This window comes from Veillonella sp. 27098_8_77 (assembly GCF_041431535.1).
Classification (GTDB): Bacteria; Bacillota; Negativicutes; order Veillonellales; family Veillonellaceae; genus Veillonella.
Window position 1 is genome coordinate 75,868 of the sequence record NZ_JAPVXW010000008.1, and the last position, 21,877, is coordinate 97,744.

Annotated in this window: 9 protein-coding genes, 1 pseudogene and 2 CRISPR repeat arrays; of the genes and pseudogenes, 8 read left to right on the forward strand and 2 right to left on the reverse strand. The window is 34.6% G+C overall.

Going from position 1 to position 21,877, the window contains the following annotated elements; all coding sequences use genetic code 11:
* The first annotated feature begins 20 nt into the window (after positions 1–20).
* The 6 genes and pseudogenes from O3617_RS06310 to O3617_RS06335 all read left to right on the forward strand — a co-directional run bounded on the left by O3617_RS06310 (position 21) and on the right by O3617_RS06335 (position 12,176).
* Complete coding sequence (locus O3617_RS06310; RefSeq protein WP_371449188.1) at positions 21–230, forward strand: helix-turn-helix domain-containing protein; 210 nt, start codon at positions 21–23, stop codon at positions 228–230.
* Positions 231–1,883 carry a site-specific DNA-methyltransferase gene (locus O3617_RS06315; protein WP_371449189.1) on the forward strand — a complete coding sequence of 551 codons (1,653 nt, stop codon included), beginning with the start codon at positions 231–233 and terminating at the stop codon, positions 1,881–1,883.
* The gene (locus O3617_RS06320) at positions 1,877–4,090 is read left to right on the forward strand and encodes a DEAD/DEAH box helicase (protein ID WP_371449190.1); all 2,214 of its coding nucleotides are present in this window, start codon (positions 1,877–1,879) and stop codon (positions 4,088–4,090) included. The genes O3617_RS06315 and O3617_RS06320 overlap by 7 nt, the downstream gene beginning before the upstream one ends.
* A gap of 16 nt (positions 4,091–4,106) precedes the next feature.
* Positions 4,107–4,604: a hypothetical protein gene (locus O3617_RS06325; protein ID WP_371449191.1), complete on the forward strand. Its 498-nt coding sequence runs from the start codon at positions 4,107–4,109 to the stop codon at positions 4,602–4,604.
* Positions 4,605–6,215: 1,611 nt separating this feature from the next.
* Positions 6,216–7,366, forward strand: a pseudogene (locus O3617_RS06330) (IS3 family transposase).
* A gap of 1,065 nt (positions 7,367–8,431) precedes the next feature.
* A CRISPR array of direct repeats spans positions 8,432–9,278; the repeat unit is 35 nt; unit sequence GTTGCAACAGTACTTACCGCTTGCGGTATTGAAAC.
* A gap of 684 nt (positions 9,279–9,962) precedes the next feature.
* Complete coding sequence (locus tag O3617_RS06335) at positions 9,963–12,176, forward strand: hypothetical protein (RefSeq protein ID WP_371449192.1); 2,214 nt, start codon at positions 9,963–9,965, stop codon at positions 12,174–12,176.
* 121 nt (positions 12,177–12,297) lie between these two features.
* Here the strand turns inward: O3617_RS06335 and O3617_RS06340 are convergent, their stop codons facing one another.
* Positions 12,298–14,688, reverse strand: a complete 2,391-nt coding sequence (locus O3617_RS06340; RefSeq protein ID WP_371449193.1) for a hypothetical protein — start codon at positions 14,686–14,688, stop codon at positions 12,298–12,300.
* 189 nt (positions 14,689–14,877) lie between these two features.
* Between O3617_RS06340 and O3617_RS06345 the strand changes: the two genes are divergently transcribed.
* Positions 14,878–17,037, forward strand: a complete 2,160-nt coding sequence (locus O3617_RS06345) for a hypothetical protein (protein WP_371449194.1) — start codon at positions 14,878–14,880, stop codon at positions 17,035–17,037.
* Positions 17,038–17,126: 89 nt separating this feature from the next.
* Here O3617_RS06345 and O3617_RS06350 read toward each other — a convergent pair whose 3' ends face one another.
* Positions 17,127–19,136 carry a hypothetical protein gene (locus O3617_RS06350; RefSeq protein ID WP_371449195.1) on the reverse strand — a complete coding sequence of 670 codons (2,010 nt, stop codon included), beginning with the start codon at positions 19,134–19,136 and terminating at the stop codon, positions 17,127–17,129.
* 1,311 nt (positions 19,137–20,447) lie between these two features.
* Positions 20,448–21,153: a CRISPR direct-repeat array (repeat unit 35 nt; unit sequence GTTGCAACAGTGCTTACCGCTTGCGGTATTGAAAC).
* Between the two features lie 300 nt (positions 21,154–21,453).
* Between O3617_RS06350 and O3617_RS06355 the strand changes: the two genes are divergently transcribed.
* A complete protein-coding gene (locus tag O3617_RS06355) occupies positions 21,454–21,675 on the forward strand; it encodes a hypothetical protein (protein ID WP_371449196.1) in 222 nt (73 codons plus the stop codon).
* Positions 21,676–21,877: the final 202 nt, after the last annotated feature.

Here is a 21,877-nt window from a genome sequence, read left to right on the forward strand (position 1 = left end):
ATGTTGATGGAGGGGTTGAGATGGCTGTAAGTTATAAAAAATTATTACATATGATGATAGAAAAAGATATTTCTAATCAGGATTTAATCAGGGGTGCCAATATTTCAGCGAATATTATTACGAAAATACGTACAGGTAAATACATAGCATTAGATAAATTAGAGAGTATCTGCCTAGCATTAAACTGTACTCCTAATGATGTACTTGAATTTATTAAAGAGGATAAATAAATGGCGAATTTATCACAGCAAAAGCGTCAAAGGATGTTAGAGTTCTTAGATAAGATAAAAGCTGAATACCAAGATAATGATGAAATGTTGATGGCACTTGGCGAAATAGAGAATGAATTAAATTCAAAAAAGTATGGACTTGTTTGGGAAAAGCACGAAGAACAAGTTGATATTATGATAAAGGATAACATTCCTGTTTTTACTGAAGTAACCGACAGAGAGGTTAAAGCTAGAGAAGATAATAATTACAACTTTCTTTTAGAAGGAGATAACCTACACAGCCTTAAGCTTTTAGAAAAAACACATAAAGGAAAGATTGATGTTATCTATATCGATCCTCCTTATAACACGAAAAACAAAGAATTCATCTATGGTGATAAGATGATAGGTTACGAAGATGGTTATAGGCATTCAAAATGGTTGTCATTTATGTCTGAACGAATCGTTGCTGCAAAAGAATTATTAAGTGAGAAAGGTGTATTGTTTATAAGTATAGATGAAAATGAATATTGTCAGCTTAAACTGTTATGCGATGATGTTTTTGGAGAGCAAAATTATCTTACAACATTTATACGTAAAACAAAGTCTATGACTGGTGACGATGGTAATGGTTTAAATATTCAGCATGAATATTTACATGTATATGCTAAGAATAAGTCTAAACCCTATTTTGTTGGAGATAAAAAGAAATTAGATTCATATAGTAACCCTGATAATGATCCTAATGGTGATTGGACTTCTGGAGATCCAAGTGCAAAAAGTGGTGGTGAAAGTACATATTTCCCTATAGAGAATCCATATACCGGACAAATTGATTATCCTCCTAAAGGCAGATATTGGGCATTTTCAAAAGAGACTATGGACTCTTATATAAATTCTGGAAGAATTAAGTTCAAAGAAAAAATCACAAAAAATCAGCGTGGCTTTATATTCAAAAGATATGCAAACAAACTGCAAAATAAACATATGCCTGTTGCGACTCTTGAATTTAGCGATAATAGTTTTATGAATTCCGTAGCAACAAAAGAAATTTTGAATATATTTAATACTAGTAAGTCTAGTAAGTCTAGTAAGTTTGACTACCCCAAACCAATCTCATTTATTGAGACATTAATAAAATCGGTTTCTGCAAAAGATTCTACTATTTTAGATTTTTTTGCAGGTAGCGGCACAACTGGTCATGCAGTAATGCGATTGAATAAAGAAGATGGTGGAAATCGTAAGTTTATTCTTTGTACGAATAATGAAAACAATATCTGTGAAGAAGTAACCTATGAAAGACTAAAAAGAGTTATCAATGGTTATGGTGATGTAGAAGGAATACCTGCTAATTTGAAATACTATAAGACAGATTTTATTTCAAAGGATGCCGAAGATGTAAGCAGTGAGCTATTACAACATATTGAGGAAATGGTTCAGCTAGAACAGGGGATTAAGATTGATGATAAGGAATATAAGCTTGTCTTGTCAGATGAAGAAGCAGATAGCTTAGAAAAAAATTGGGATAACTATCAAGACTTAAAGGCAATTTATGTATCTAGAGATGTTTTATTTACAAGTACGCAAAACAAATTATTCTCTACTGTGGAAATACATAGTATTCCTGACTATTATTTTGGATCCGAACTAAAGGAGGTTGGTGAATCATGGTAAATCCAGGCCCGACAATAAACCTTTTTGAATTCCAAGAAAAAGCAGTCACCAATTTAATTAATTTAACAACTAAAACTGATGCAAAAGAAACCATTGTAATGAAGGCTCCCACAGGATCGGGTAAGACGATTATCTTGATTGACTATATAGATACATACCTAAGCAATGTAGATAAGAAAACCGCTTTTATTTGGCTTTGTCCGGGTAAGGGAAATCTTGAAGAACAAAGCAGAGAAAAAATGATAAAACTTTCTCCGGGGAGAAGTACACAAAATCTTTTTGATGCACTTTTGGGTGGATTTGCTGAAGAATCTACTACTTTTATAAACTGGGAGCTTGTTACTAAGAGTGGTAATATTGCTATTCGTGATAGTGAAAGGAAAAATCTGTTTGATCGAATCGCGGAAGCTCATAGAAAAGGTACTGAATTCATAGTCATCATTGATGAAGAACATTCCAATAATACAGTAAAGGCAAAGTCCATTATCGATGCCTTCGCTGCAAAACATATTATTCGTGTTAGTGCTACGGCTATAGAAAATAAACGTTTTGAATTTTTTGAAATTGATGAGCTAGATGTTATCAACGCAGGACTTATAACCAAAGCACTTTATGTTAATGAAGGAATAACAGAAAACGTAAATATTGATGATGACTTCAACACTCTTTTAGATTTAGCGGATAGTAAAAGAAAAGAAATTGCTGATAATTATAAAAAATTAAATAAAAATATACGACCACTTGTTCTGATTCAATTTCCCAATGGACAACCAGAAACTATTGAGGCGGTAGAAGCAAAATTGGAATCCATGGGTTATACCTATGACAACGGTATGGTAAGTAAATGGATGAGTGAAGATAAGAAAGATTTACCCGATAATTTAACCGACAATGATGGTGTACCTATCTTTTTACTCATGAAACAAGCTATCTCTACTGGATGGGATTGCCCAAGAGCAACAATACTAGTAAAACTTCGTGAAGGAATGAGTGAAAGCTTTGAAATACAAACCATAGGCCGTATAAGACGTATGCCTGAAGCAAAACACTATGAAGATGATCTCCTTGATTTTTGCTATGTGTATACTTTTGATGAAAAGTATAAGGCAGGTCTGTTGGCAAACGTGGATAAGGCTTATGAAACTAGAAGACTATTTTTAAAAGACAAATGTAAGACTTTCACCTTAGAAAAGGAAATTCGTGATCTTGATTTTAATGGGCTTGGTGAACGGGAAGTACTCCACAAAATTTATGATTTCTTTGTAAAAAAATATGCTTTAACAAATGATAAAGAATTAAACCAAACAAAATTGGAAGCAGATGGATATATCTTCGGAGATGAGATTATTGGTCGTGCTTTACATGGTAAATTTATTCGTACCAATATGGTTATAGAAAGTGATTCATTCTATACTACTAGAAAAAGAGTTAATACGCATACACATGGTATTGAGCTCCTTCACAGTGTAGATGCGATTAAATCTACTATAGGAATGACAACGGCAAAAGTTAAAGTCATTTTGGAACGACTTTTCCGCCAAGGGAACCGTGGTAAAATGAATTTGTTAAAGCTGCCAACTGCAGAGTTTTATGCATTTGTTGTAAATAATGAGCATAAATTAAAAGAAGAATTCAAAGAAGTCACATCTGATATGGCAGTTCAAATGAGTTTAAATTTAATGCCTAAAAAATCAACCTTCAGAATACCGGAACAAGATTTCTATAAATATGATGTTGGGGTTAAAAATGAAATTGAGTATTTAAGTAATGCCTATGAGGGTTACACCTCTGGATATGTAACTAGCCTTGTAAGGTCAACATCGGAAATGCTATTTGAAAAATACTGTGAAAGTCGTGATGATATTGAATGGGTTTATAAAAATGGGGATACAGGACAGCAATATTTTTCTATCGTTTATATAGATGCACTCCAACATCAATGGTTGTTTTATGCAGACTATATTGTAAAGAAAAAAGATGGCACTGTTTGGGTCATTGAAACGAAAGGAGGAGAAGTAAAAGGGCAAGATAAAAATATTGATAGGCAAATCGAAAATAAGTTTAATGCATTTAAAAACTATGCGGAAGGAAAAGATATACATTGGGGCTTTGTTAGAGATAAAGATGGAGAGCTTTATATCAATAACACAGAGTTTGTAAGTGATATGGCTGATGATAAGTGGGTACATCTTAGTTTAGTAATTTAAGTGTGGAGATATAACTATGTATAGAAGTAGTAAATATGAACTTTCAGATCAATCATTAAAAGCATTTGCTAAATTATTTAATGAGGAAAGCACATTTAATCATATAAAAATTTATCCAATTGAAAAAGAAACATTTATTGATGATGGATACATTAAAAATGAATTAACAAATCAGACAATCGGATTTGATTGGGAAATTAGAGATAAGTATTTTGAAAATGGTGTTTTTAAGTTTGATACACTAGGACAATTTGAACGAAAAATAATAAAACCATCTATAGAATTATCGCTACAATGTGATAAAAATCAAACCGCCGTTTTAGTTGCTTGGCATCAAGATTGGAAAAATGAAAATCCAGAGATGATGCGTTTATCGACCGATACTGCAGATCAAATAGGAAAGGTGCGATATACTAAACACTTTAAAATTTATCGTTATGCTAATATTAGCGAATTAAAAGCGATGATTGATAGAGCCTTTGAGAATGGTGAATTTAATCATTCTAGTTTTTAACTTGTGTATTAAATTTCTACTAGGTCGATACGTGATGAATCGTCTTAATACGAATGTATCGACAAAGGCGTGCCGATATGACCATTATGGGGGAAGCATCGATATATGTTGGTTGTCATGAATGGTTTGCTAGTGAAATTAGTGAAATAGTGGAGATTCTTGATTAGAGCAGCTAGAGTCATTGGCCCTTACGCATGAATTATATACGAAAGACCCAAGTGAATCATTATGAAACACTTGGGCCCTTTTCGTCTTAGTTTTATTGATTACACACATAAAAACTTTCAACATATAATGAACATGTAGCCGGTGAGCAATTATTCAGTATCAATGAATTGGGATTCGTCCCTATGTCACCTTTAGCAGTAGAGGCTGCAGTTGCAGTGCTAATAGCGGTGCTTGATGGCATTGTTGATTAATATTAGATTGTTTTGTAAATAGTTTATAGAAAGGAGGGATTTACATGTTACCTTTATTAGCCTTAGTAGCTGTGCCAATGGCATGGGAAGGTTTTGCATCAGGTGTAGCCTTAGGGCTTAGTGTATATGGTGCTTCACGTCGTCGTCGCTAATAATGTTTATGTTGAGTGAAAGGAAGGTGATTAGTGTGTACCATTTTATAGGGTTTACTGTAGCAGTTGCACTTTGTACATTGTTAGAAGATTAGATTATTAAATACAATATTTTGATTAAAGATGAGGTGATAAAATATGGATGAATTATTAGACTTAGTGATGGATGTAGCTGTTGATACAGTAGTAGATGTGCTATTAGATGAATTATTAGATGATCTCTAGGAGGTGTTTAACATGTTATTAGCTGTAGACTTTGGTTTAGTACATGTATGTGTTGAGGGGTAAATTTGAAAGTAAGAAGTGAATATAAGAATCGATAGACCTATTCGTATGATGTCATATGGATAGGTCTTTTTCTGTATAAAATCGCGGCAAAAAGGTTTTCTGTTACCTTATAATGACTAAAAATAGGGATAAACATAGATATTACCTGCGTTTTGTAAAAAATAGACCTCTTGGAAAACCTACCCTCATATTGACGTAATTTCAGAAAACCCTTATAATTACTGTATCCTTAGAAATAAGGTTTTCCACCAGTATTTACCTAGGCTTCTAGGCCCTCTAGAACCTAATGAGGCGAAATTTTACCGTTTACGGTATTGAAACGTGAACTCAGTAGCTACCAAGAAACAAGTTTTATGGGTTGCAACAGTACTTACCGCTTGCGGTATTGAAACACTTTATTGTTATAGCCAACTACTGCAGATTGACCGGTTGCAACAGCGCTTACCTCTTGCGGTATTGAACCCCGTCGGCTTGTTTTATGACGTGGTCTGCCACCTTTGTAGTTGCAACAGTATTGAGACCCACCAAAATCGTCACGGAATACTGGACGTAATCCGTTGTTGTAATCGTACTTACCGCTTGCAGTATTGAAACCGGCTAATACGAAGTCGCACGTCTTGTTGTTGACGAGTTTCCATAGTACTTACCACTTACAGTATGTATCAATTGAATAGTATTAAACCCCCGAGTGAATTGAACCGACCCCTTAATGTTAGACCAAAAATCTTAACGTTAAGGAGGTCGGTTTTTCTATGGCAAAATATAGCTTAACATTTAAATTAAAAGTCGTTACTGCATATCTAAACGGCGAGGGTGGATATGAGTATTTAACTAAGAAATATGGTGTAAAGACTACATCACAAGTTCGTCGTTGGATTAGTGCATTTAAAGAATTTGGTAAAGATGGTTTGTGTCGAAAGCGAAATAATACAAGATATACTTCAGAATTTAAGCTAGCTGTGGTAGAGTCATACTTAACTAGTGAATTATCTTATCGGCAAATTGCATTACAATACGGGCTGAATAATCCTTCATTAATAGCTCGCTGGAAATCGGATTTTATGAAATATGGGGCCAATGCTTTTGTCGAGCGACCGAAAGGACGAATACCTACCATGAGTCGAACAGATGAAAAAGCAAAGATTACCACACATACTAAATCACGTAACCAAAAGAAGAAAAAAGAATTAACACCAGAGCAAGCTCGTATTTTAGAATTGGAAAAACAATTACGCTATGCTCAAATAGAGAACGCCTATTTAAAAGAATTGAGGAGATTGCGCATCGAGGACGCTCGAAAAATGAAAGAGCAGCAAGAATCATTAGCAGTCTCCGAAGAGAATTCAAACTAACTGAGATTCTTGCTGCCTTACGTTTGGCAGTCAACCACATCAAAAAATTACTACAGACACAACTGAATTTAAGTATTATGAATTAGATGCAAATGGTGCTTTGAAAGTCAGAAAACTATACTTAGATCCATTTATGGATTTATATAATCTTGAAATTATCAGTTTTAGTATAAGTCCTACACCATCAGCCGAGTCTATACTTTCAGCACAACAACAGGCGATTGAAAAGACTGCTGATGCTAAGTATCGGCGGACATTTCATTCTGACCGTGGTTGGGGTTACCAAATGAAAGCGTATCAACATAATTTAAAAGTGCATAATATTTTCCAAAGTATGTCTAGAGAAGGTAATTGTCTCGACAATTCACCAATGGAAAATTTCTTTGCCATCTTAAAAACAAGAGATGTATTATGGCAATACTTTTCATAGCTATGATGAGTTAAAAATGGCGATTGAAAACTATATTATGTATTACAATACTAAACGAATTAAGGAAAGATTGAACTGGCTAAGTCCAATTGACTATCGTTTAGCTACTACTGCAGCATAAAAAATTCCGAGCAACCAGTTTAGGTTACTCGGAATAAAAAGTCTAACTTTTTGGGGTCACTACAAATCATTTTGGTTTGCTTGGGGGTTTGTGTCTTAGTTTTCCTGAATATATTCATTGTTATTTATTTTATATACTTAAGATGTAGCCGATGAGTTATGGAAATTTAGATAGAGGATACGTCCTAGTAATTTTGATACAGAGATTTCCGACGTTAGGTTTATACTTAGATTAGTACTTATAGTATTTTGTTAAAAGGAGGAATTACTATGTTTCCATTATTAGGTGCTGTTGCATGGGGAGCTTTCGCAGAAGGTGTAACATTAGCTGTTTCAGTATATCAAACCGTACGGTCTCGGGACTAATTGTGGTTTGATTATACAAGAAAAGAAGGTGATTAGATGGTTCAATTTGTAGGTTTCGGCGTAGGCTTAGCAGTTTGTATGTTATTAGATGATTAGTAAAAAAGTAAATGTAATGATTAGTTTAGTATAAGGAGGAATTGATATGTTACCAGCATTAGGATTTTTAGCAGCTGCGTCTGCATGGGAAGTCTTTTCAACAACTGTAACAGTAGGAACAACAATATATCGGGCAACACGGGACTAGTTTAAACTCTGTAATAAAAGGAGGTGTTATACATGATGCCATCAGTTGATCTTGGTTTAGTTCATGTATGTGTTGAGGTATAATTTTGAAAGAAATAAGTGAATATAAGAATCGATAGACCTATTCGTATGATGTCATATGGATAGGTCTTTTTCTGTATACAATCGAGGCAAAAAGGTTTTCTGTTACCTTATAATGACTAAAAATAGGGATAAACATAGATATTACCTGCATTTTGTAAAAAATAGACATTTTGGAAAACCTACCCTCATATTGACGTAATTTCATAAAACCCTTATAATTACTGTATCCTTAGAAAAAAGGTTTTCCACCAGTATTTAACTAGATTTCTAGACCCTCTAGAACCTAATGAGGCGAAAAATTACCGTTTACGGTTTGAGGTTTTCCAAAACTAGCTTTTGGAACCGCTTAAATACTGGCTTTCCAGACCCCGCTGTTGCAACAGTACTTACCGCTTGCGGTATTGAAACGCATTCGTATCGACGAACACCTTATTCTCCCATCTAATATGTTGCAACAGTACTTACCGCTTGCGGTATTGAAACTATCTTCATCACCAACATAGTAACGAGAATACTCTACAGTTGCAACAGTACTTACCGCTTGCGGTATTGAAACAGATTAGAAGGAGGTATTCGTTATGAAAACTATAAAGTTGCAACAGTACTTACCGCTTGCGGTATTGAAACCGTCGAGATATTCCTTAGCGAAGCAGTTTTCGCTATAGAGTTGCAACAGTACTTACCGCTTGCGGTATTGAAACATGTACGTTACTCCATCTACTTCAAAGCCAGGAGCAAATCCCTGTTGCAACAGTACTTACCGCTTGCGGTATTGAAACCAACTTTAACTAAATTTGTTTCTTTTACTGTAACATTTACGTTGCAACAGTACTTACCGCTTGCGGTATTGAAACAGCGTTGCTGTTGCAACAACTCCCGTGCTGCAACTATGCAGTTGCAACAGTACTTACCGCTTGCGGTATTGAAACTTTAGGAGTGATTTTACGGATCAATTCAGGACGACCAGTTGCAACAGTACTTACCGCTTGCGGTATTGAAACGTCCTAATAGCATCACCAACACTAAAATCTTTAACGCGTTGCAACAGTACTTACCGCTTGCGGTATTGAAACGTTCGATCCTTTGCTTCATAGACTACAGGGTGCGGACAAGTTGCAACAGTACTTACCGCTTGCGGTATTGAAACTGCCAAGAACCATTCATCTTTTCAGTAAAGCCTGATACGTTGCAACAGTACTTACCACTTACAGTATGTATCAATTGAATAGTATTAACCCCCGAGTGAATCATTTTGATTTGCTCGGGGGTTTTGTGTCTTAGTTTTCTTGAATATATTCATTGTTATTTATTTTATATACTTAAGATGTAGCCGATGAGTTATGGAAATTTAGATAGAGGATACGTCCTAGTAATATTGATACAGAGATTTCCGACTCTAGGTTTATACTTAGATTAGTACTTATAGTATTTTGTTAAAAGGAGGAATTACTATGTTTCCATTATTAGGTGCTGTTGCATGGGGAGCTTTTGCAGAAGGTGTAACATTAGCTGTTTCAGTATATCAAACCGTACGGTCTCGGGACTAATTGTGGTTTGATTATACAAGAAAAGTAGGTGATTAGATGGTTCAATTTGTAGGTTTTGGCGTAGGCTTAGCAGTTTGTATGTTATTAGATGATTAGTATATATTGGGCGACACGGGACTAGTTTAAACTCTGTAATAAAAGGAGGTGTTATACATGATGCCATCAGTTGATCTTGGTTTAGTTCATGTATGTGTTGAGGTATAATTTTGAAAGTAATAAGTGAATATAAGAATCGATAGACCTATTCGTATGATGTCATATGGATAGGTCTTTTTTGCATATATTTGTATTTAGATTATGAAAATAAGATGATACAATAGGTATATATATTAGAGTATCTGTGTAAGTGGAGGCATTATGTTAACGGTTGCGCTCAATGAATATGGGGACTTTCATCATTTAGGACAAGATGAAGAGAGTATTAAGACGATACATTTTATTGCTGGTATTGTGTACGATGATATGGACAATGAACAGGATGCGGAGAACGAACGGATTCGACTAGATCGGTTTTTCCGTGCTGTTGCAAAAGATTCGCATAGTTTGTATCCACAAGGTTTTTTTGGCAAGCTCAAGGTTGATGAAGCCGAAGAGGAAACATTCAATCCTAATGCCAAAAAAGATATGCGTATCTTTCGAAATGCCATTGATGCGGCATTGCCTGAGTTTTTAGCGCACGGTACATATAATGGGGACGAGCTTGTGGCGATGCCACGTATTGGTCATTATGCGATTGCGCTTACGCTAAAGAGTGAGGCCGGAAAAACTGAATATTTACAACCTTTCATGAGTAATCTGTTGCATGATAAGGTTGCGAGTAATCTCTATTGGCACATGGCGGATGGGCTAGTGTCGCGCTTGGTATTTACGAATCCTTTTGCACTAGGCGTACAACGCGTACGTTTACAGTTAGCCACACAAATGATAGATGTACTAGATTCGGAACGAGAGCGGTTAATTGAGTATTCTCAATTAGGCTATACGCCATATGAGTACCAAGATGAGGCGGTAAAAAAAGAAGGAATTACATCCTATCAGGTGGCGAATGCCTTTGCGTATAGAGCTTCTTTAGATCGTCACATGGTGGAATCGAATCGACCAGATTTGGATGTAAGGCTTCGCACCGTGTCCCTGCGTATGAAAGAGGATGATCCTGAATCGACGATTCGTAATGCATTTTTATACTTAGCTACCTATATCTGTACGAATTTTATTTATTACGGTGCCGACCGGGAGGCTACCGATGTTTTTAAATTCAAAAAACTGGTAGATTTTTCTAATCGATTGAATCCGACGCATCAAAATCTATTGTTCGTATATGACAATATCGATACGTACTTTGAGCAAGCTATGCAGGCCTATCTTAATTGCAATTATTTCGATGCCTTATGTTATACCTATGATGCGTATAATTGTGAAAGTAAATTCCAATCTTATTACAAAACAAATTGGTTCCCCTTCCTTGAGGAACTCATTCATAGCGCGAATGACCGCGTAGCGATTGAACGAGCTGTACAAGATTTTGTAAATTATGCAAATCAAAGTCATATTGATGCGGGAAAATTACATTATGTGTACGAGCAACTCACATATGTGTTAGAAGATATTCAGCATCTTTCTAGCGTTGACCAACGTTTTGTATATGCTTTTTATGATGGTGGCGTAACGGCTTTTAATCACCTAGGTGAAAGCGACCTTGCCGTAGCGTGCTTTCAAAAGTGTCAATCCTTGGCACACACCGTACCATTAGAAACGTATATGCAAACTGTACGTCGTCGTATTGTAGCAAAATTGGATAGTTATGCTTATGACGATGCCTTAACATTAGCTAATTACGTGGTAGAGTATGAGGAACAAATACAGGGTTTACGGAAAAAACTCAGCATGGATGACAAAGCGATTAGTTTGGGGCAGGCCTATAGCCAGTTGGGTCAGGTGTATGCTTATTTGGAACGAGAAGAAGCTGAATCTTATTTTGTGAAAGCCCTTTCTATATTCCAAGAGGGAACGAGCGATTATTACCGTACATTGTCCTATCTATTACACTATTATATTGATGCAGAAAAACAACGTGACTATGAAACATGGGCGCCCAAATACTTTGGCGGAGCCATTAAAGTTTCCGATCAATTAATATATATTATGAGCATGACAGATGATGATAAAGTGGTGCAGCATGAATCTTATGTATTATATGTGTATATCAAGGCATTGTATCAATTTTATAAACATGCAGTAGGAAAAGATGTAATAAAACGTATCGTCGCACTGGGCAAAGAGGTGGGACAAACATTAAATTACTCTGTTAAAGGGCATCCATGGGAACTTATTTTTATTTATATGTCGCTTCTTGGATATGACTGGAATTATATGACGGATGCTGAGTATTTCAAGGAATGTATTCGTCAAACTGTAGATAATCCAGGCCCAGCTATTCGGAATATCATGGCCTATGGCGAAATGCGCATTGCGGATCGTAAGGGAAATCAAAAATTATGTGATGCGATACGCAAAATATTGGAGCAAGATGTGAAGAATATTGAGCGAACTATGACGTATATGTTTAGATAGAGGAGACTTAGGTGCTGTTGCATGGTAACATGCAACGGGGCTCTATTATATATTTATAATAAAGAGCACCATCACTCAATTGTACGTAGTAATGGTGCTCTAAAAGGCAAATGATATTAACTTATTCGTTGCTCGGTGCATAAACAAGAGCTGTTTTGTAAATCGTTTCTAGGCGGTCACGTAATGGACAGTCATCCAGAATACGTATGGCACAGCCTAATTTTAGTAAGTGTCGGAGAATATCTTGTTCTTGGAATGGGAGGTAACTAACCTCAATCGTAAATTCCTCGGCGGTGATATTTTTAGCCTGAATTGTATAGTTACTAAAATAGTTAAAGCAACGATCTACAGCATTATTGGCATCGTGAAGAATGAAAGAAATCGTTTGCTTTGATTCTTTTCTATAGGTTGCATAGACTATTTCTAAATCATCTAATCTTGCTTGTGTACTCACTGTAATGCTTTCAACATCGTGTAATGAGAAATCTCTGAAAGTTTCTTCCGTATGGTCATAGGCGATGAGCGTATATCCATTACTAGCTACCGAATATTCTAGACGGCATGGTGATAAGTCTTTGTCATTTAGCGTGATACGCACATTGCTTTCTATTGCTTGTAAGCACTGTATTACCACATCCATTGATGCCGGTGTATCATCTGTCATGGTTGGAATGCGTGTCCATGTATTAGCCGGGAATGTTGTATCCACTGAATCTAATGTGGTCGTTAATAGTTGTAATAGGTCTTCTGAAAGTAGCCAACTCACTCGTGCATCGCTAATGAGGTCTTTTAAAAACATGCGTTCCGCATCAGATATAATGACAAGAGGTAAATCAGGTAAGATAGACTCAACTTCTTCGCCGTCTTCGGTTGTTTCAATTAAGGCATGGGCTAGTAGATGTTCATAGTCATCGTTCCGTAACGCTTTTTTATATAACGCTGGTGTGAGCAAATCCCGTTGATTGATTACATCATCAATCTCTGATTCCGTATAAGCGATGCCATTAATTAAATCTAACTGTAATTGATATTGCGTGGTAAATGTAATCGCATTAATATCATTGAGTACAGAGGACACATAGGTGCCATCAATATCTGGATCTTTTTTTGACTTATTACGGAATTCTTTATCGGCCTCCTTTTTCTTTGGATATGGATGGAGAAATCGGTTAATTTTTTTCTTCTTTTTATATCCTTCCGGATCTATAAAATCGAGGCCCAATGAAGCATATAAATTGCTGTAGAATTTATTCTTAATACTAGGCTTGCTACTGTGTGTGATATATACATATGGCAAATAGCTTCGTAACAAAGGTAGTAACTGTAATGCATCAGGCACATCTAATTGTATTTCGATATATTCGTCCGTTGTATTTAGAACAGTTATCCAATTTTTGAATTGTCGAGAAAATTGGTCGTAAGCTAATTGATATCCTTCTAGGGTTAAGAAGTGAATCATACAAGTGTCTGTGGATGTTGATGTGTGTTCCCTATCAGGTATAAAGTCAGAAGCATTATATCTGGTTACTTCTAATGATTTGATGCGGTCCACTCGATTGCGTTGCATAATACCATTATTAATGCTACATAGTATATTCTTATTTTCTCCATAATATGTTTGCAATGATAATGGAGTTACAATTTCTCGAGGCTTTCCAGGTTCATAAAAGGAAAGACGTACTTTTCTATGTCGATGTAATGCATCTGCTAATGGATAAAAAATATCCCCATCAATTACATTATTAGGATTATTATCTTTAAATGCAAAGAAGGTATTATTAAATGCATAGATAGCAGAGTTTTCTTGTTGTTTTAGTGGTGCCAATCCATTGAGCAAATACATAATTTTTTTAAGTAGAATATGCCCTGCTGCAGATGTAATAGATATACTAGTGAAAAAGAATACGGCTTTAGCTAATTCTTGTAATTGAGGTTTTGTTAACTCTTCAATAATAGTGTTTTTTATTGTATATGTATAGCTTTTACTGCCTTCTGTTTTAGTTATAATACCTAATATTTCGAGAGTTTTGACTTGTCGTTGAATGTATTGTTGATCGATAAGTGTGGGAGGCTCTTGTTTTTTATTGCGTTGTGCAAAGAGGCTTTTAACTAAATCAACATAGTTATCCACTATATTTAAATCCGCATTCATATTTTGGTACAAATCTGTGATTGTCACATTCTCATTGCATGATATATACGATAGAATGCATAGTTGTACGTAGATTTGCTCAGGTACAGCCGCATAGAGTTCATATAATTGATTGAGGTAGTTGTAACCATCTAAAAAATCATTTTTATCTAAGTGATGAATAGAAGCCTTACCAATACGTTGTGTGTAAATATGACGCATAATATCAAAATAATCAAGACGACGAATGACATCGTCATGTTGACTTTCTTTGATGCCACGTACATTTACTTTTCCTCGATTATGATTCCCGAATGTTAAACTACGAAGAAATTGACGCATACTGGCTAAATCGTTTATGTAATTAGTGGTTGTTGCCATTGTTGTCTCCCTTACCAAATGTATAGGTCCATCTATACAAAGTTATTCTTAATTATGAATATAACATGATACAATAGAAAATGTAAGGATAAAGTGAAGTCGGAAACCCTATGTATCGATGCGTGCCTTCGAATAATGGGTAAATTTAATGTAGGTTTGGTGATAGTCATGGCAATACATAATATATTTTTGACATTTCTTAGCATAGTCACTAATACAAGTGTTAAACGGGTAACTAATGAAGATATAGATGACTCTATACGAGATGTCATTACAACGAATGAGACTGCTTTAAAATATGTTTTGTTTCACGGGTGGAAAAAAGAAGCAACAGCTCACATATCATTTGATAAAATCTTTTTACTTTGCACTGATGGAGTTATGGAAAGTGAGGAAAGTGCTCCTTCGTCTTATGATATATTTATAGATCAGATGATTAAGTTTTATAATGATAAACAGCAAGATGTAGAGGCTTTCACTAAAAGCATAGTGTCCGTTCCTTGCGGTGCCGACCTTGATAATATAGACCGGATTAAGGCGAGTATTATTGATGTATCTAAACGTATTCTTGAGTTTAAATCTAGTATAGATATAAATAAAGATACAGTTCATTTATATATGGATACCACAGGTGGTCCACGTAATGCTGCTATGATTTTACTCGTTATCAGCCGTATGATGGCGTATCATGGCATCGTTGTAGAGGATATGTATTACTCTGGTTATACTCGAGTAAAGGGTGCTCCGGATCAAATTAAGGTACATCGTGTACTTGATATTTATAATCTATTTGATATTGTGGCCGGCTTTGAAGAATTTAATCTCTATGGTAGTGCAAAAAAATTAAATGCACATTTTAAACCCAATGAAATAGATAATGTAGAGCAAGATAACCATTGTAATGAAGGTGAGGCCGGGCATACAGATATAATCTATAATTCAGCGATTCATGATTTATTAGCGGCCATGGATAGTTTCTCAGAGGCGATTAATATATCTAGCCGTGGCTCTTTTGAAAATTCTATTAAACGTCTTGATGAAAGTTTAACCTTGGTTCGTAATACTGCTAATGATACATCGAGTGGTGAGGATTTTGATCAGGATTTAGTTGAACTGTTACAAGATCCTATTGAACAATCTTATGAATCCCTATTAGAATGCCATCGAAATAATACACCTGATGAATTAACCTATATTGACTGGTGTTTAGACCATGATTATTTGCAACAAGCATTAACCCTGTTTTGTGAATACGTACCGGAATATGCAATAGAAAAAGGTATTATTGTTTATGATGTGGATACGTTCTATAAATATTATCAACAGAATCAGGTAGATAAAGATAAAAAAATATTACAAGCGGCTATTAAGTCTTGGAATCGAGCTGGTAATACTATTTCGTTTACTAAGTTTTATAACACTGTAAAATCCAATAGTGACAAATCGGTTACAGATACGGATTTACGTTCGATGCCTATGCGATTATTTAATACCATTAATGAAACACGTGCTAATGGGCTAGCAACAATTAAGAATGATGGAAAAAATCGAGTATCCCCATATATTGATAAAGAAATTAGAAGTTATATTACTTGTGTTATCAAAGAGAAAAAAAGATTGTCATATATTGAGAAAAATCCAACACAGCAAAAGGAACGAATTCACTCTTTTATCAATAAGGAAACAGAAAAATTGTTTCAGAAATGTGAGAGCTTATTAAATCAATATCATTTCAGCCTTCACGTTCAAGATGAGAAATATGCTGAAAACTATACATTAAAAGAATGGATTGTTTTTCTGAAAGAGATTCTTAAAGATTCACACAAAATACTGTTGTTAAATAATGTGGGTTCATCATTACGCAGGAATATTATTGCTGATACCTTAAATAAAGAAGTGTATCAAAAATATGTCTCTTGTGATCTCGATAGTGGATTGATTACCCTGAAAGATAGTACTGAATTAGCATATAATGTCATATGTAATGCACTGTTAGATAATATAATCCATATACATAAAGACAAACAGTATAAGAACTTAATTCTTCATCAGTTACCATTGCAGGATGATACTTCAATCGTATATGCGGAGCAACTTCTTTCACATCGAGGTCGTGATTCAAAGGAAACGGCGCTATTCAATGTGCCTGGTGTATCCATTCCTCATACAGATTTTGAATCTGTTAGAAATACGCTGATTTTTATTGAACAATATTTTGAAATCAAAAAAGCTAGAAATGATAGTAACCACGCTAATAAAGAGATGTTATGTAAATATACGACATCTAAAGAATTGCATAGAGAAATGCGGAAATGTGTGGAGTTAGCAAGACAATTGAGTCGAAAATAAGATGAAAAAGGCTACAGAACAAACTGTATCCACAAAAATTATGTTTAATTTTGGTGGAGCAGTTTAATGCTCTGTAGCCTTTTATGCTGTTAATCTAGAGTAGATTTTTTCTTTATATAGTCAGATACCTCACGAATGTGTTGTATACAAGGTCTAATTTGGTTAGTGATTTTATCAGGTGTTATATAACGGGCAGTTCTAACTTCGTTAGCATGTGCTGTTTCGTTACGACTCTTTTTTAGCTGCCTATATTGATTTAGTATAGAACATACCCGAGAGGTTAAATGTTCATTATTTTTAAGTATTGGATTTAATGTTAAACCCTCTATATTATATGGCGCGTTTGGGAAGTTATCCATATTATAGTGATAAGTGACTATTTTCCTAAATAATATGGGAATCAGATTATTTACTTCATCACTTTTAAGCATATTAAATATATCGGCTTTTAGTTTAACTGGTTTTTTGTCTCCAACCAAGCTCATGGTGTTATTTTTATCTACTGTATATATATCAGAGGATTTGTTATGGTTATCGCTTAATTTTTGCGTGCTCCAAATCACTTCTCTAACGTAATCGTCGAAGTCATTTAACTCTAAAATTTTCATACTATCTATGCAGATAGCACTTAGAAATTTTAAAAATTTACTAGGTAGATTACTACCATCATTTTTATAGACTGTATGCTGTATGTGTGATGTAAAATCTGACTCTATATTTTTAGATACTTGTTCAATGATAATATCATTTACTGTATTTAAAAATTCAGTTTCAAGGGTAATTAGGCTTGCTTTTTCTTTTTCTAGAGTGCTTGAAGGGTTTTGTTTTAATTGACGAATTATATTACTTTGCTCATTTTTAATTGATTTTATGTGTTTTATGAGGGCTTCTTTGATTGCATTATATATATTATTCTTTGTATCATCAATAACATCCATTATAGTACCGATTTTCTCGTTAATTAGGCCAAATGTATCTGATAATCTGATGGTTTTTTTATTTTTTTCTTTTGGAAATATAGTTTCATCTAATGAAATCATATTTGACTTTAATATAACTCGAGGTATAAATTCCGTGAACAAAGCTAATGCTTGTTGTAAATAACCATTATCCAAGCACCAATCAATATATGCTAAATCATCTTCTTTATTACTTAGTACAGTAGCATAGTTTGCTTGGATTTTATTACTCATTAATTTAAGTGTTTCGATTTCAAAATTTTTATGCCCTGTAGAGATTTCGTTTACAATATTTTGTTTGCCAGTTTCTATATCCTTTAGCGTGTTATCAATATCTTCCATGGATTTTTGGAATTGTCCGCGGCTAGACAATCGAATTGCATCAGAAAATTCATTCATCTTAGAAATAAGATTAGTGATTTGTTTATCAGGGTTTTCCAATGTATTTACATATGTTTGCAATGTATCGACACTACCGAATTGATTAAATTCAGCAAAGCCTGTAATCATATCATAAATATTGTAAATAGAATTCCCTTCATACACGCGGACTTCTTTTTGCTTTTTTACATTTATATTGGCATATAAGATGGAACCAATATGAATACCTTGAAATGCTACAAGACGGATAATAGCCGTCATTAGCATAATTGCTGTTCGAGGGCCTCCTGAAAGGTCAACATGTAATGTTACCGTGTCTCCTTCGGGTTGAGCATTAAAGTAACTCATGATTGCATTAGACATATTGATAATACTGTCTTTTAGATTATCAATATAATCAATATCATCACAGTCTATATAATTAATTGTATCTGTTGTCCAAGAGATAGGTATTTGTTCATGGTTAATATATTGGCGCATTTGATTGTTAAATACATTAAGAGTAGATATATTTGAATCCTTAAAGGTGGTTAGCATTTCTTCCGTTTTAAATAGAAAGAATTTTTCTATTGTGAAATTAGGATCATTGATTCTTTTATGGTGCAATAAATATTTCAATGCAGATTCATTCGTTTGAAGAATTACATTAAATGGCGAAATTTCGGTGAGATTAACAACTGTTTTTTTTAGTGCCTCTGGCGAATAAGCATAATTGGTATTCAATGTACTGAGAAATGTTAGGTAAATATGATGTTCCATAATAATGCTCCTAAAAGACTGAAATAAAATGAATCTTTTATGAATACTATATCAAATTTAAAAAAAAATACATAGCTTTTACTAATAAGGAGGTAGTAATTAGACTATGCATCATTGTTAAGTAAAGAAATTTGAATCTTAGTTTTTTTGAATAGGTAGAGATTTGTCTTTCTTATATACTAAGGATGTAGCCAATGAGTAACGAATAACTTATTAAATCTATAGGTTTGACCTAGTGCTTTTGATAATGTATATTTGGCTGTTGGTATATAGTGTAACTATGAATTGTGTTTAGTTTAAAGATTGTGAGGTAATGTATGTACAAGAAATTTAATAGGGTATTAAAACTGTAGCGTTATAAAGTTGTAAATGAAGGGAGGGATAATATGTCATCTTTTGAAATGGATCCTGCAGTAGCAGTGTTAGTCGCGATGCTTGATGCACTTGACGGCTAACAGATTAGTTGTTTATTGAATATGTATTAAAGTTAGGAGGAATGTAAATGTTACCTTTATTCGCAGTCGCATTAGCGGCATCCGCATGGGAAGGTTTTGCAGCTGGGGCGTCTTTAGGGCTCACATTATATGCAGCTACAAAGTCTAAGGACTAATTGTATTAATTGTATAAGAAAAGGTAGGTGATAATATGTATCCATTTGCAGGATTTGTAGTAGCGATAGCTGTTTGTAAATTATTAGAAGACTAATATAAGAGGGTAAGATTACATCATAATGTATAAGAAGGAGGAATTGTTATGTTACCAGTATTAGGGCTTTTAGCAGCCGCGTCTGCATGGGAAGTCTTTTCAACAACTGTAACAGTAGGATCAACAATATATCGGGCGACACGGGACTAGTTAAAACTCTGCAATAAAAGGAGGTGTTATATATGTTGACATCAGTTGATCTTGGTTTAGTTCATATATGTGTTGAGGTATAGTTTTGAAAGTAATAAGTGAATATAAGAATCGATAGACCTATTCGTATGATGTCATATGGATAGGTCTTTTTCTGTATACAATCGAGGCAAAAAGGTTTTCTGTTACCTTATAACGACTAAAAATAGGGATAAACCTAGATATTACCTGTGTTTTGTAAAAAATAGACCTTTTGGAAAACCTACCCTCATATTGACGTAATTTCATAAAACCCTTATAATTACTGTATCCTTAGAAAAAAGGTTTTCCACCAGTATCTACCTGGGTTTCTAGGCCTTCTAGAACCTAATGAGGCGAAAATTTACCGTTTACGGTTTGAGGTTTTCCAAAACTACCTTTTGGGACCGCTTAAATACTGGCTTTCTAGACCCCGCTGTTGCAACAGTGCTTACCGCTTGCGGTATTGAAACGGATTCTAATTTTTCGGAACGTTGTTTTTGCAATAGCTCGTGTTGCAACAGTGCTTACCGCTTGCGGTATTGAAACCCTTGATATGGGGCTATCGGAAGAAGAACTTCCGGACAGTTGCAACAGTGCTTACCGCTTGCGGTATTGAAACGATGATGTATTAAACATTCGAGATGATATAGACTTCTCTGTTGCAACAGTGCTTACCGCTTGCGGTATTGAAACATTATCAAGATTTTGAAGAACTGTGATTGCAGTACTTGTGGGTTGCAACAGTGCTTACCGCTTGCGGTATTGAAACGTATAGAACGATAGAGTGATAGCGATACAATTTCATCATGTTGCAACAGTGCTTACCGCTTGCGGTATTGAAACCTGCGGTGAGCCTTATCGATCATAAGGAATTGTAACGGGTTGCAACAGTGCTTACCGCTTGCGGTATTGAAACTAAAACCATGGCTTTTTGGACTGAGGAGCCCCAACCTCAAGTTGCAACAGTGCTTACCGCTTGCGGTATTGAAACGTCCTTTTACGATATGATCTTTGTGCCATTGCTTACCATCGTTGCAACAGTGCTTACCGCTTGCGGTATTGAAACCTTGCGGTGCCACCATCAGTACCGTCCCAGTATGTAACTAGTTGCAACAGTGCTTACAGCTTATGATATTGATACTTACATCTGTAATAATCTACAGTTGACCCAAAGACTAGTCATATATTTAAACCAGTCATGGTATCTATAAAAGAAGATACTTTGAATTACGAATCAGTTGGATTTGCTATCGGATTTAAAAAGGATGGTGCTAAAGGGCTTCTAGCAATGGCCAATAGGATACTTTACGTTTGATTCCTGCTTTACAATGGTTATATAATCAAATTAATGAAGAAGGATTAAGTAATCGTATTCAAGAAGTCACATTAGATGTACTTTTTGATAAATAATTTAATAACGTATTAAACGGAGGATAAAATCATGAGCAAATTATTAGACGTACTACCTGAAGGTGCTGAGGATATTATTAAAACAGTTTTAAGTGAAACTGATGCTGATGTAATTAAATCTGTAACACCATTTTTAGTTGTTGGAGGGTTAGTTGCATATGTAATTAAAAAAGATAAAATTAAAGACGTTACAGCTCTTATTTCTGAAAGTAAAGGTATATTATCCGGCTTAGTATCTAAGGTAGTTAAATAATGGATGTAGGCAGCAAATTAAAATCACTAATTCCCAATAGCTAGTTTGTTGCTGATAAGCCTTACATGTTTAACTGCTTTAAATATGAAGCAGATGGATTAGTCAATAGAATGTTCTTGAATCTCTTAAATATACGAGATGAAAAATTAATTTAATCTATTGAATCTCCATAATAAAGAGATGAAACAGAGTAGGCGTAATT

Coding starts and splice junctions, on each gene's coding strand:
- O3617_RS06310 (WP_371449188.1), top strand. CDS start 21: ATGGCTGTAAGTTATAAAAAATTATTACATATGATGATAGAAAAAGAT.
- O3617_RS06315 (WP_371449189.1), top strand. CDS start 231: ATGGCGAATTTATCACAGCAAAAGCGTCAAAGGATGTTAGAGTTCTTA.
- O3617_RS06320 (WP_371449190.1), top strand. CDS start 1,877: ATGGTAAATCCAGGCCCGACAATAAACCTTTTTGAATTCCAAGAAAAA.
- O3617_RS06325 (WP_371449191.1), top strand. CDS start 4,107: ATGTATAGAAGTAGTAAATATGAACTTTCAGATCAATCATTAAAAGCA.
- O3617_RS06335 (WP_371449192.1), top strand. CDS start 9,963: ATGTTAACGGTTGCGCTCAATGAATATGGGGACTTTCATCATTTAGGA.
- O3617_RS06340 (WP_371449193.1), bottom strand. CDS start 14,688: ATGGCAACAACCACTAATTACATAAACGATTTAGCCAGTATGCGTCAA.
- O3617_RS06350 (WP_371449195.1), bottom strand. CDS start 19,136: ATGGAACATCATATTTACCTAACATTTCTCAGTACATTGAATACCAAT.
- O3617_RS06355 (WP_371449196.1), top strand. CDS start 21,454: ATGAGCAAATTATTAGACGTACTACCTGAAGGTGCTGAGGATATTATT.